The following is a 12,654-nucleotide window of genomic DNA, read 5'->3' as shown; positions in this document are numbered from 1 at the left end:
GCCGCATCGTCGGGTATGCTGACGGCGTGCTGACCTGTCGCTGTTGTCGCTGAACGCCCCCGCGTTCTTCTTCGACGACCCCGTCAGCCGCGCCCTCGGGCGCATCGACCCCCAGGACTCCATCGTGCGTTACGCCCAGAGCGTCGCCGACCTCGTCGGCAACACCCCCCTCGTCCGTCTGAACCGGGTGACCGACGGCATCGCCGCCACGGTCCTCGCCAAGATCGAGTACTTCAACCCCGGCGGCTCCGCCAAGGACCGCATCGCGGCCAACATCGTCGACGCCGCCGAGCGCGACGGTTCGCTGCGCCCCGGCGGCACCATCGTCGAGCCGACGAGCGGCAACACGGGCGTCGGTCTCGCCCTCGTCGCGCAGCAGCGTGGCTACCGCTGCGTCTTCGTCGTGCCCGACAAGGTCGCCGAGGACAAGCGTGCGGTGCTCCGCGCGTACGGCGCCGAGGTCGTCGTCACCCCGACGAACGTCGAGCCGGACGACCCGAACTCGTACTACAGCGTCTCCGACCGCCTCGTGCGCGAGATCCCGGGGGCGTTCAAGCCCAACCAGTACGCCAACCCGAACGGGCCGCGCAGTCACTACGAGACCACCGGTCCCGAGATCTGGCGCGACACCGAGGGTGCCCTCACGCACTTCGTCACGGGTGTCGGCACCGGTGGCACGATCAGCGGCACCGGCCGCTACCTGCGCGAGGTCGCCGGTTCCTCCGTGCGGATCATCGGCGTCGATCCGGTCGGCTCCATCTATTCCGGCGACGACATCCACGGCTACGACGTCGAGGGCGTGGGCGAGGACTTCTGGCCGCCCGCCTTCGACCCGACGGTCGTCGACGCCTACGAGCGCGTGTCGGATGCCGAGTCGTTCGCGATGACGCGCCGCCTCGCCCGCGAGGAGGGACTGCTCGTCGGCGGCTCCAGCGGCATGGCGGTCGTGGGCGCCCTGCGCGTGGCGCGCGACCTGCCCGCCGACGCCGTCGTCGTGGTCCTCCTCCCCGACCACGGTCGCGGCTACCTCAGCAAGATCTTCGACGACCAGTGGATGACCGCGCGCGGCTACGCCGTCGAGCCCGTGGCATCCGTTCTTCCCGTTTCGAGCACTCAGGAGCACTCCGCATGAGCACCCACGACGCCGCCCGCGGCTTCGACAGCCTCGCCGTCCACGCGGGTCAGGCCTTCGACCCGACCACCGGCGCGGTGATCCCGCCGGTGCACCTGTCCACGACCTACGCGCAGGACGGCATCGGGGGCCTCCGCGGCGGCTACGAGTACGGACGCAGCGGCAACCCCACGCGTGCGGCGCTCGAGACGCAGATCGCCGCGCTCGAGGGCGGCGCCCGCGCGCTGTCGTTCGCGTCGGGCCTCGCCGCCGAGGACGCGCTGCTGCGCGCGGCCCTCCTCCCCGGTGACGAGGTGCTGCTCGGCAACGACGTGTACGGCGGCACCTACCGTCTGCTCGCGCGCGTGCTCGGTCCCTGGGGCGTGAAGCTCCGCGTCGTCGACATGAGCGACCTGGATGCCGTGGCCGCAGCGATCGAGGAGCGCGCGCCGCGCATGGTGTGGGTCGAGACGCCCAGCAACCCGATGCTGCGCATCACCGACATCGCCGGGCTCGCCCGCCTCGGTCACGCGGCCGGTGCGATCGTCGTCGTGGACAACACGTTCGCCTCTCCCGCGCTGCAGCGCCCGCTCTCCCTCGGAGCCGACGTCGTGGTGCACTCGGCCACGAAGTACCTCGGCGGTCACTCCGACGTCGTCGGCGGTGCGCTCGCGTTCGCCGACGCCGATCTCGCCGAGAAGACGCAGTTCCTGCAGTTCGCCGCCGGCGCGGTCTCGGGGCCGTTCGACGCGTACCTCACCACCCGCGGCATCAAGACCCTCGGCATCCGGATGGAGCGTCACAGCGCCAACGCCCACGCCGTCGCCGAGCACCTGGCCGGGCACGACCGCGTCGCGAAGGTGTACTACCCGGGGCTCCCGTCCCACCCCGGCCACGCGCTCGCGGCGTCGCAGATGAGTGCGTTCGGCGGCATCGTGTCGCTCGAGCTCGCCGACGGCGCCACCGCGCGCCGCTTCGCGGAGTCGACGCGCCTGTTCACCCTCGCCGAGTCGCTCGGCGGCGTCGAGTCGCTCGTGAACTACCCGGATGCCATGACCCACGCGTCCGTCCGCGGCACCGAGCTGGCCGTGCCCGACACGATCGTCCGCCTGTCGGTGGGCATCGAGTCGGCTGCGGACCTGGTGGCCGACGTCGATCAGGCGCTCGCCGCGCTCTGAGGCGTCCCGGGCGCTGCCACGCGTCCCCGCGCCGCGGCGTCTGGCACTGACGCGTCCCGGGCGCTGCGGCGTCCCGCACTGGCATCCAGAAACGCGATCCGCGACGAGAAACGCGCCGGCGTGGCGTGTCTCGTCGCGGATCGCGTTTATCGAGGGTGTGGACCCGGGTCAGCGCTCGGCGCGGGCGAGGTTCTGCTCGAGTTCGTCACGGGTCTGGCGCACGACGTACGCCGGGGTGTCGCGCTCGACACGCCAGCTGTCGGCGAGCGGGCCGACGTTGACGGTGTCGAAACCGAACTCGTCGTAGATGCGCGTCACCAGGGCGACGGCCTCGTCGGAGTCGCTCGAGGTGGCCAGTGCGCGGCGGCCCGGCGTGCCGGCCGGAGCCCCGTCGGTGAGGATGTCGCCGGCCGGGATGTGGTTGAACGCCTTCACCACGGTGCTCTCGGGCAGGTGCTCCTGCAGCATCTGCGCGGTGGTGGTGCGCTTCTCGTCGAGCTCGGCGATGTGCCCGTCGCGCTCCCAGTAGTAGTTGTTCGTGTCGAGCACGGTCTTGCCGCGCAGCGGCTCGACCGGCACCTCGCGGTACGCCTTGAGGGGGACGGTGACGACGACGAACTCTCCCGCCTCTGCGGCTTCCTGCGCCGAAGCGGCACGCGCGTGCTCGCCGAGTGCGCCGACGACATCGGCGAGCGTCTCGGGGCCCCGAGAGTTCGCGATCACGACGTCGTACCCGCGGTCGACGAATCCCTTCGCGACAGCCTGGCCGATGTTTCCTGCTCCGATGATTCCTACGGTGGTCATACCGGAACCGAACGAGCGGGACGCCGAACGCATTCCCGCCCAGATCGACGCATCGAGTTAGTTAGTTAGCAGCATGAGATATCTGTGTCAAGCGGGAGAAGCGTGGGCGTGGTCCCGGTAACTTCTCTTCTGTCGCACCCTCGCGATCGTGGTCGCAGACCGGTGTTCGGGTCACCGCTCCGCTTGACCTGTGAGGGCGACGGCCCCCGGTGGACGCGGCTTCGGACCACCGGGGGCCGCTTTCTTTCCCCGGGGATGCCGTGACGTCGCGGCGCCCACGAAGTGGAAGACTGGTCCGTCGGCGGGCGCCGGCCCGTGCAGCCCCCGTCTCGCAAGGATCTCCGCCCCGTGATCGACACCGCCCGCCCGAAACGTTCCGCTCGCTTCTACGCCGTCTGCATCGGGGTGGGGCTGCTCGCCGGGCTCATGTCCGGCCTCTTCGGCGTGGGCGGCGGCACCGTGATCGTGCCCCTGCTGGTGCTCGCCCTCGGATTCGATCAGCGCTTCGCCGCGGGCACCTCGCTCGCGGCGATCGTGCCCACCGCCTCCGTCGGCGTCATCACCTACGCCGTCGACGGCCACGTCGCGTGGATCCCCGCGCTCATCCTCGCCGTCGGCGCGGTCGGCGGCGCCCAGATCGGCACGTGGCTGCTCCCCAAGCTGTCGCAGACGGCCCTGCGCTGGTCGTTCGTGGCGTTCCTGGTGATCGTGATCGTCAGCCTCTACTTCGTCATCCCCTCCCGGGACGCCGAGCTGGAGCTGACCTGGATCACCGGACCGGGGCTCCTGGTGCTCGGCGTCATCACCGGCATCCTCGCGGGTCTGCTGGGGGTCGGCGGCGGCATCATCGTCGTCCCGGCGCTGCTGCTGCTGTTCGGCACGAGCGATCTCATCGCGCGCGGGACGTCGCTGCTGATGATGATCCCCACGGCGATCTCCGGCACGGTCGGCAATCTGCGCCGCTCGAACGTCGACCTCGTCGCTGCCGCCTGCGTCGGCATCGCCGCGTGCACGACGACCGCCCTCGGAGCCTCGCTCGCGAAGCTCGTCGACCCCTTCGTCGGCAACGTCCTGTTCTCCGTCTTCCTCGTCTTCATCGCCACCCAGATGGCCGTGAAGGCCGTGCGCGGGCGGCACCAGCGCTGAGGCCGCGGGGGAGCGGTCGGTAGACTGACCCGGTGCCCGTGAACCCCGAACTGGTCGGTCGTGTCTTCCCGCCGACCGCGCCGTACCTCGTCGGTCGAGAGAAGGTGCGCGAGTTCGCCCGCGCGGTCTTCGCCGACGCCCCGCAGCACTCCGACCCCGCGGCCGCCCGCGCACTCGGCTACCCCGACGTGGTCGCGCCGCCGACCTTCGCGATGGTCGTGCAGGATCTGACCCTGCAGCAGCTCCTGGGCGACCCGGACTCCGGCATCGTCCTGTCGCGACTCGTGCACGCCGAGCAGCGCTTCCGGTACTCGCGGCCGATCGTCGCGGGCGACGAGCTCACCGCGACGTTGTCGGTCACCGGCATCCGCACCCTCGGGGGCAACGCCATGATCACGAGCGAGGCGGAGATCGTGGATGCCGACGGCGCCCACGTCGTGACGACGACCAGCGTCCTGCTGGCGGGGGAGGGCGACGCATGAGCACGTTCACCGTCGGCGAGGTCATCGCCGAGCGCTCCGTCCACCTCACGCGGGAGTCCCTCGTGCGGTACGCGGGCGCCTCCGGGGACTTCAACCCGATCCACTACCGCGACGACGTCGCCGCCGAGGTCGGCCTGCCGGGCGTCCTCGCCCACGGCATGCTCACGATGGGGGTCGCGGTCGGCACGTTGGCCGAGGCGCTCGGTGACACGGGCCGCATCCTCGAGTACGGCGTGCGGTTCACCCGCCCCGTGGTCGTCGACCCCTCCGAGGGCGCCGAGCTGCACGTCAGCGCGAAGGTGGGTGCCGTCGACGACGAGACCGCCCGTGTCGACCTCACCGTGACCCACGCGGGCACGACGGTGCTCGGCAAGGCGCAGGTGCGCGTCCGGCTGTCCTGATGCCCGAGCTCACCCCGGTCCCGCTCTCCGCGCTCACGACCCTGCGCACCGGCGGTCTGCCCGAGCGGACGATCGAGGCCCGTACCCCCGACGAACTCGTCGACGTGCTGCGTGAGCTGTGGGCGACCGGCGAGCCGTGGCTCGTCGTCGGCGGCGGCTCGAACCTCTTCGTCGGCGATGAGCCGTTCGAGGGCACCGTGGTGCTGGTGCGCACGTCCGGCATCGAGGAGCTGCCCGGCTCCCGGCCCGACACCGCACGGTTGCGGGTACAGGCCGGCCACGACTGGGACGCTCTCGTCGCCGAGACGGTCGCCCGCGGACTCGCCGGCATCGAGGCCATGTCCGGGATCCCCGGGACGGTCGGCGCCGCCCCCGTGCAGAACATCGGGGCGTACGGGCAGGAGATCGTGCAGACCCTCGTCGAGGTGGACCTGATCGACGAGTCCACCGGCGAGGTGTCCACCGTTCCGGCATCCGATCTGGGGCTCGGCTTCCGCACCTCGGTGCTGAAGCAGCACTACGGATCGGTGCCGGCGCGCTCGGCCGTGATCGTCTCGGTCACGCTCGAGCTCGAACGCGTCGGCGACGGTGAGCGCCCTCTCGCGGGTGATCAGCTGCGCGGGGCCTTGGGACTGGATGCCGATGCGGCGGTGTCGCTGCGGTGGATCCGCGAGCATGTGCTCGCCACCCGCGCGCGCAAGGGCATGGTGCTCGACGGCGAGGACCCCGACACCTGGAGCGCCGGATCGTTCTTCCAGAACGCCATCGTGTCGGAGGCGTTCGCGCGGACGCTCCCCGTCGAGTGCCCGAAGTGGCCGCTCGGGCCCGCCGTCGACCCGGTGACCGTGATTCCGCTGGCGGCGTTCAGCGGCGTGGTGCCGCCGCCGATCGCGGAGTCGCACGACGTCAAGGTGAGCGCCGCGTGGCTCATCGAGCACGCGGGTCTGTCGCGCGGCTTCCGATTCCCCCGGTCGCGCGCCGGGCTCTCCACGAAGCACACGCTGGCACTCACCAACCGCGGAGGGGCGACGGCGGGCGAGATCGCCGAACTCGCGCGCTTCGTGCAGAACAGGGTCCAGTCCGAGTTCGGCCTGCTGCTGCAGCCCGAGCCCGTGCTGGTGAACGTCGAGCTGTAGCCGGAGTTCCTGGCATCCGGTCTGCCGTCACGGCATCCGCCGCACCGTCGTGCGGAGTTCTCGGGCGATACGCCGTTCGGCGCTGCCTCGAGCCGGTGCGTCGGTCAGGGACTCCGCGGGACGGTACGGGCCGGCGGGCGCAGGGTCCGGTCGGTCGAGGGCGGAATGGATGCCACGACCCGGGCCGCCCGCCGGCCCGGAGAAGCGGCCGGCCGGCGGGCGCCCGTCAGGAGAACAGACGCTGGAGGCGCTGGACGCCCTCCAGCAGCTCGGCGTCGCCGAGGGCGTACGACAGGCGCAGGTAGCCGCTCGGGCCGAAGGCCTCGCCGGGAACCACCGCGACCTCGGCCTTCTCGAGGATGAGGTCGGCGAGCTCGAGCGAGGTCGTCGGGGTGACGCCGTCCCACTCGCGGTTCAGCAGGCCGCGCACGTCGGGGTACACGTAGAACGCGCCGAGCGGGTTGGGGACCTCGACGCCGTCGATCTTCGCCAGCTCGGACACGATCAGCCGGCGACGTCGGTCGAAGGCCTCGCGGAACTGCTCGGCCTCGTCCTGCGGGCCGTTGAGGGCCGCGGCGGCGGCGATCTGCGCGACGTTGTTGACGTTGCTCGACAGGTGCGACTGCAGGTTGCCGGCGAGCTTCATGGCATCCGCGGGCCCGACCATCCAGCCCACGCGCCATCCGGTCATGGCGTAGGTCTTCGCGACGCCGTTGACGAGGATCGTCTGGCCGGCCAGTTCGGGCACGGCCTCGACGATCGAGACGGCGCGGGCGCCCTCGTACGTGAGGTTCTGGTAGATCTCGTCCGTGATCACCCAGATGCCGTGCTCCAGTGCCCAGCGGCCGATCTCGGCCGTCTCCTCCGGGGTGTAGACCGAGCCGGTCGGGTTCGACGGCGACACGAACACGAGCACGGTCGTCTTGTCGGTGCGGGCCGCCTCGAGCTGCGCGACCGTGACCTTGTAGTCCTGGTCGGCGCCCGCGAACACCTCGACGGGCACGCCGTCGGCGAGCGCGATCGCCTCGGGGTACGTCGTCCAGTACGGCGCGGGCAGCAGCACCTCGTCGCCGGGGTTCACGACGGTCTGGAACGCCTGGTACACGGCCTGCTTCCCGCCGTTGGTGACGATCACCTGCGCCGGAGCGACCTCGAGGCCCGAGTCGCGCAGGGTCTTCGCGGCGATGGCCTCGCGCAGCACCGGGAGCCCGGCCGCGGGGGTGTAACGGTAGTTCGCCGGGTTCTGCAACGCCTCGGCCGCGGCATCCACGATGAACTGCGGGGTCGCGAAATCGGGCTCGCCGGCGGCATAGGAGATGACGGGGCGGCCGGCGGCCTTGAGGGCCTTGGCCTTCGCGTCGACCTTCAGGGTCGCGGATTCGGCGATGGCGGAGAGCTTGCGGGAGAGCGGAGCGCGGTCGGTCACGGCGTAGAGCCTACTCGGCACGCCCGGGATGCCGCGGGCTCCGGGGCGGGCGTCACCGAAGGGTTACACGGACGAGCCGAAGAACACCCAGACGACGGGGAGGACGAGCAGGACGCCGAGAGACGCGCCGATGATCGAGAGGACCGGATTCCGGTTCTGCCGCACGCGCAGGACGATGCCCACCACGCCGATGATCAGCGCGACCAGGCCGAGGAAGCCCATGATCGGGAGGAGGACGATCCCGAGCCACCAGATCGCGTTCATCTCGGGGGCGAGCCCGATGAGGAAGATCATCAGCGCCGGCAGCAGGATGAACGCCGCGAGGATGATCGCGACGATGCCGAAGCCGTCGCTCGCGCGGCGACCGGCCGGTGAGACAGAAGCCATGTCGTCACGGTAGCGCGTGGCGGGCGCGCTGTCGCCGGTGCGTTAGCGTGGCGTCGTGACAGTAGGGGCCCCGGAGCGCACGCGCGTGCATCGTCGGGGGCTCGGCCTCCTCTTCCGGCTGGGACTGGCGACCGCGATCGTCGGGGTCGCGACCGGACTCGCCGTGCTGCTGCTCGTCTGGATCGTCCACACCGTCGAGCACCTGGTCTGGGGGCACGAGGAAGGACCGTTCCTCGACGGCCTCGCCGCCCCGTCGGTCTGGTGGCTGCCGATCGTGACGGTGGGCGGTGCGGGTGTCATCGCGGCCCTGGGCTGGTACCTGCTGCGTCGCTTCGGGCGGAAGATCGCCAGCGTCGAGCAGGGTGTCGCGGGCGCGCACATGCCGTGGTGGGAGACGCTCGCCGACACCGTGATCCAGGTCACCTCCGTCGCCCTGGGCGCCTCGATCGGCAAGGAGGTCGCCCCGCGCGAGCTCGCCGCGATGGGCGGGTCGAAGATCGTGCGATGGTTCCGCCTCGACGCGCGATGGGGGCGCATCCTCATCGCCGCCGCGGCGGGCGCGGGTCTGGCCGCGGTGTACAACGTGCCGCTCGGCGGTGCGCTGTTCGCGATCGAGATCCTGCTCGCGCAGTTCAGCGTCGGCGCCGCCGTGATCGCGTTGTCGGTGAGCGCGATCGCGACCCTCGTCGCGCGGCCGCTGGTCGGCGACGGCTCCCTGTACCACGTGGCATCCATCGACGTGAACGCGTCGCTCATCGTGGCGGCGATCCTCATCGGACCGCTCATGGGATGGGGTGCGACGAGCTTCGGGGCCGTCACGTCGCTCCTGGCCAAGGTGCGCCCGACGGGGTGGAAGCTCCTCGTCGCGCTGCCGCTGACCTTCACCGCGGTCGGTGCGCTCGGCGCGGTGTTCCCCCTGATCCTCGGCAACGGTCGTGCCCTCGCCACCGCCGGCTTCGACCTCACGCAGCCCGCACTGCTGCTCCTCGCGCTCGCCGTGCTGAAGTACGTCGCGACGATCGTGTCGCTCGGTTCGGGGGCGGTCGGGGGCACCCTTCAACCGTCCGTCGCCATCGGCGCGAGCCTCGGTGCCGCGGCCGCCGCGGGATGGGCGTTGATCTGGCCGGGGGCGGATGCCACGGGTCTGGCGATCGTCGCCGCCGCGGCGTTCCTCGCCTCCAACATGCGCGCACCGTTCACCGCCATCGTGCTGGTGATCGAGTTCACCGCGACCGGGTTCGACCTGCTGCTGCCGATCTTCCTCGCGGTCGCCGGATCCCTCGCCGCCGCGCGGTTGACCTCGCGGGCGAGCCTGCGACGCTTCGCGCCCCGCGACCCCGGGCGCGAGTAGATCCGAGCACCACGAAGGGCCGGGACTTCGCAGCCCCGGCCCTTCGTGGTCGGCGTCTCAGTCGAGGTACTTCGCGTACGCCGGCAGGGTGAGGAACGCGGGGAACTCCTCGCGCAGCGCCACCTCGCGGAACACCTCGGCGGCGTCGTCGAAGCGGTCGCCGTCGAAGCGGGTCGCCTCGGCGATCACCTCGCCGAGCAGCCCCTCGACGTACTCCCGCGTGATCCGCGTTCCGTCGGCGGTGGAGCGGTCCTGGTGGATCCACTGCCAGATCTGCGAGCGCGAGATCTCGGCGGTCGCGGCGTCCTCCATGAGGTCGTCGATCGCGACGGCCCCGAGGCCACGCAGCCACGCCTCGATGTAGCGGATCGCCACCGCCACGTTGCCGCGCACTCCGCCGGCGGTGATGGGCAGGCCGATCCGCAGGTCGAGCAGCTGTTCCGGGCGCACCGCGACGTCGTCCCGCAGCCGGTCGAGCTGGTTGTCGCGCTCGCCGAGCACGGCGTCGAACTCCGCGCGGGCCACCGGGATCAGGTCGGGGTGGGCCACCCACGTCCCGTCGAAGCCGTCGCCGGCCTCGCGACGCTTGTCGGCGGCGACCTTCTCGAACGCGGCCTCGGTCACCTCGGGCTTCCGGCGGTTGGGGATGAAGGCGCTCATGCCGCCGATCGCGTAGGCGCCGCGCTTGTGGCACGTCTGGACGAGCAGCTCGGTGTAGGCCCGCATGAAGGGCACCGTCATCGTCACCTCGCTGCGGTCGGGCAAGACGAACCGGGCGCCGCGCCCGCGGTAGGTCTTGATGATCGAGAAGATGTAGTCCCACCGGCCGGCGTTCAGACCCGCGCAGTGGTCGCGCAGGGCGAAGAGGATCTCCTCCATCTCGAACGCCGCGGGCAGCGTCTCGATGAGAACGGTGGCGCGGATCGTGCCGTGGGCGAGGCCCAGGCGCTCCTCGGTGAACGAGAACACGTCGTCCCACAGCCGTGCCTCGTCGGCGGACTCGATCTTCGGCAGGTAGAAGTACGGTCCGCGCCCCGCCGCGATCAGCGCGTGCGCGTTGTGGAACACGTACAGCCCGTAGTCCACGAGAGAACCGGATGCCGGCAGCTCGCGGCCCGTGCGGTCGATCACGGTGATGTGCTTCTCCGGCAGGTGCCACCCGCGGGGACGCATCACGATGGTGGGCGTGCGCTCGGCGGTGACGCGGTACTCCTTGCCCTCGGTGCTGGTGTAGCTGAGCTGCCCGCGGATCGCGTCGAACAGCGAGAGCTGGCCGCCGATGACGTTGCGCCACGTGGGGGAGGTGGCATCCTCCTGATCCGCGAGCCACACCCGCGCACCGGAGTTCAGCGCGTTGATCGTCATCTTCGGGTCGGTCGGCCCGGTGATCTCGACGCGGCGGTCTTCGAGGCCGGGACCGGCGCCGGCCACCCGCCACGACGGATCGTCGCGGATGTGCGCGGTGTCGGAGCGGAAGTGCGGGTCGTCGCCGTTGCCGATCTCGAAGCGGCGGCGCTCTCGCGCGGCCAGGCGGTCGTGGCGGCGCCGGGCGAACCGATCGTGCAGCTCGGTGACGAACGCGAGAGCCGCGGGGGTGAGGATCTCGGCGTCGCGTCCCTCGAGGGGACGCTCGATCCGCAGGCGCGGAGCGGGGGTGGATGCCGAGGGCTCGGGGCCGCGGCGGTCGGTGGTGGGCGGGGGTTCGATGAGGGTCATGATCGTGGCTTTCGTGTCTGCCTCGGTGTCCAAGACACGCGGGCGCAAGGTCGTGGCATTCGCGTGTCTTGGACAGTGAAGGGGCGAGAAGGTGGGGTCAGTGGAACTGCGCGGTCTCGGTGGAGCCGGCGAGGGCGAGCGTGGCGCTGTCGGGGTTGAGCGCGGTCGAGACGACGTCGAAGTAGCCGGTGCCCGCTTCGCGCTGGTGGCGCGTGGCGGTGTACCCGTTCGCTTCGGCGGCGAACTCGGCCTCCTGCAGCTCGACGTACGCGCTCATGGCGCGTTCGGCGTAGCCGCGGGCGAGGTCGAACATCGAGTGGTTCACGGCGTGGAAGCCGGCCAGCGTGATGAACTGGAAGGCGTAGCCGAGGGCGGCCAGGTCGGCCTGGAACGTGGCGATCTGCTGGTCGTCGAGGTGGCGCTTCCAGTTGAAGCTCGGCGAGCAGTTGTAGGCGAGGAGCTTGCCCGGGTAGCGGGCGTGGATCGCCTCGGCGAAGGCGCGGGCGAGCTCGATGTCGGGCTCTCCCGTCTCGACCCAGATGAGGTCGGCGTAGGGGGCGAAGGCGAGGCCGCGCGAGATGACGGCATCCAGGCCCGGACGCACCCGGTAGAAGCCCTCGCTCGTGCGCTCGCCGGTGAGGAACTCCGCATCGCGGGGGTCGACGTCGCTGGTGAGCAGGTCGGCGGCGAGAGCGTCGGTGCGGGCGATGATCACCGTCGGGACGCCCGCGACGTCGGCGGCGAGGCGCGCGGCGTTGAGGGTCCGGATGTGCTGCTGCGTGGGAACCAGCACCTTGCCGCCGAGGTGGCCGCACTTCTTCTCGCTGGCGAGCTGGTCCTCCCAGTGGATGCCGGCGGCCCCCGCCTGGATCAGCGACTGCGCCAGCTCGTAGGCGTTGAGCGGCCCGCCGAAGCCGGCCTCGGCGTCGGCGACGATCGGCGCGAGCCAGTCCTGGGTGATCTCGCCCTCGGCGCGCTCGATCTGGTCCTGCCGCAGCAGGGCGTTGTTGATGCGGCGCACCACGGCGGGCACCGAGTTCGCGGGGTACAGGCTCTGGTCGGGGTAGGTCTGACCCGCGAGGTTGCCGTCGGCGGCCACCTGCCAGCCCGACAGGTAGATGGCCTTCAGGCCCGCACGCACCTGCTGCACGGCCTGGCCGCCGGTGTAGGCGCCGAGGGCCCGGATGTACTCCTCGGTGTGGAGGAGGTTCCACAGGTTCTCCGCCCCGCGGCGGGCGAGCGTGGACTCCTCGCGGACGCTGCCGCGGAGTCGGACGACGTCCTCGGCCGAGTACGTGCGCTCGATGCCGTCCCACCGCGGGTCGTTCTCCCACGCGGCGCGGATCTCATCGGCGGTCTCGGTCTGGTCGCCGGCGCGCAGGGGCTGCTGGGCGGGGGTGGCCTGGATCGTCATGTCGTCCTCCTTCGGGTGTCGGGCATCGGTGCCCGTGGAGACCACTGTCGGCGAAGAACACGGCCTCGACCCGAGATTTTCGCTGTGAAGTTTTGCCGTTCT

At 71.3% G+C, this 12,654-nt stretch carries 12 protein-coding genes; 7 read left to right on the top strand and 5 right to left on the bottom strand.

The window, feature by feature from the left end; genetic code table 11:
• Positions 1-43 precede the first annotated feature (43 nt).
• Complete coding sequence (locus tag BGO45_RS06265) at positions 44-1,132, top strand: pyridoxal-phosphate dependent enzyme (RefSeq protein ID WP_292691871.1); 1,089 nt, start codon at positions 44-46, stop codon at positions 1,130-1,132.
• Positions 1,129-2,289, top strand: coding sequence for a cystathionine gamma-synthase (locus BGO45_RS06260; RefSeq protein ID WP_292691869.1), 1,161 nt, complete (start codon positions 1,129-1,131; stop codon positions 2,287-2,289). The genes BGO45_RS06265 and BGO45_RS06260 overlap by 4 nt, the downstream gene beginning before the upstream one ends.
• A 168-nt stretch (positions 2,290-2,457) precedes the next feature.
• Here BGO45_RS06260 and BGO45_RS06255 read toward each other — a convergent pair whose 3' ends face one another.
• Complete coding sequence (locus BGO45_RS06255) at positions 2,458-3,093, bottom strand: NAD(P)-binding domain-containing protein (protein WP_292691867.1); 636 nt, start codon at positions 3,091-3,093, stop codon at positions 2,458-2,460.
• Between the two features lie 348 nt (positions 3,094-3,441).
• On the opposite strand from BGO45_RS06255, the gene BGO45_RS06250 reads away from it, so the two are divergent.
• From BGO45_RS06250 to BGO45_RS06235, 4 genes are read left to right on the top strand one after another with little or no spacing between them, the layout of a single operon-like run.
• On the top strand, positions 3,442-4,239 hold the full coding sequence (locus tag BGO45_RS06250; protein ID WP_292691865.1) for a sulfite exporter TauE/SafE family protein: 798 nt from the start codon (positions 3,442-3,444) through the stop codon (positions 4,237-4,239).
• A gap of 32 nt (positions 4,240-4,271) precedes the next feature.
• The gene (locus BGO45_RS06245) at positions 4,272-4,721 is read left to right on the top strand and encodes a MaoC family dehydratase N-terminal domain-containing protein (RefSeq protein ID WP_076494439.1); all 450 of its coding nucleotides are present in this window, start codon (positions 4,272-4,274) and stop codon (positions 4,719-4,721) included.
• Positions 4,718-5,122, top strand: a complete 405-nt coding sequence (locus BGO45_RS06240) for a MaoC/PaaZ C-terminal domain-containing protein (protein WP_292691863.1) — start codon at positions 4,718-4,720, stop codon at positions 5,120-5,122. Before BGO45_RS06245 ends, BGO45_RS06240 begins: the two co-directional genes overlap by 4 nt.
• Complete coding sequence (locus BGO45_RS06235) at positions 5,122-6,258, top strand: UDP-N-acetylmuramate dehydrogenase (RefSeq protein ID WP_076494445.1); 1,137 nt, start codon at positions 5,122-5,124, stop codon at positions 6,256-6,258. Before BGO45_RS06240 ends, BGO45_RS06235 begins: the two co-directional genes overlap by 1 nt.
• Positions 6,259-6,484: 226 nt before the next feature.
• On the opposite strand, the gene BGO45_RS06230 is transcribed toward BGO45_RS06235, so the two are convergent.
• Together BGO45_RS06230 and BGO45_RS06225 are read right to left on the bottom strand one after the other, a co-directional pair.
• On the bottom strand, positions 6,485-7,684 hold the full coding sequence (locus BGO45_RS06230; RefSeq protein WP_292691859.1) for a pyridoxal phosphate-dependent aminotransferase: 1,200 nt from the start codon (positions 7,682-7,684) through the stop codon (positions 6,485-6,487).
• A gap of 63 nt (positions 7,685-7,747) precedes the next feature.
• A complete protein-coding gene (locus tag BGO45_RS06225) occupies positions 7,748-8,071 on the bottom strand; it encodes a hypothetical protein (RefSeq protein ID WP_076494449.1) in 324 nt (107 codons plus the stop codon).
• Positions 8,072-8,126: 55 nt separating this feature from the next.
• On the opposite strand from BGO45_RS06225, the gene BGO45_RS06220 reads away from it, so the two are divergent.
• Entirely contained in the window at positions 8,127-9,422 is a 1,296-nt protein-coding gene (locus BGO45_RS06220; RefSeq protein WP_292691855.1) for a chloride channel protein, read from the top strand.
• 57 nt (positions 9,423-9,479) lie between these two features.
• Here the strand turns inward: BGO45_RS06220 and aceB are convergent, their stop codons facing one another.
• Together aceB and aceA are read right to left on the bottom strand one after the other, a co-directional pair.
• A complete protein-coding gene (gene aceB, locus BGO45_RS06215; RefSeq protein ID WP_292691853.1) occupies positions 9,480-11,138 on the bottom strand; it encodes a malate synthase A in 1,659 nt (552 codons plus the stop codon).
• A 97-nt stretch (positions 11,139-11,235) separates the two neighbouring features.
• Positions 11,236-12,552, bottom strand: coding sequence for an isocitrate lyase (gene aceA / locus BGO45_RS06210; protein WP_292691852.1), 1,317 nt, complete (start codon positions 12,550-12,552; stop codon positions 11,236-11,238).
• Between the last annotated feature and the right edge of the window lie 102 nt (positions 12,553-12,654).

It is taken from the genome of Microbacterium sp. 71-36 (assembly GCF_001898305.1).
In the GTDB taxonomy this organism is placed as follows: domain Bacteria; phylum Actinomycetota; class Actinomycetes; order Actinomycetales; family Microbacteriaceae; genus Microbacterium.
This window is presented reverse-complemented; position numbering and strand designations above follow the sequence as displayed.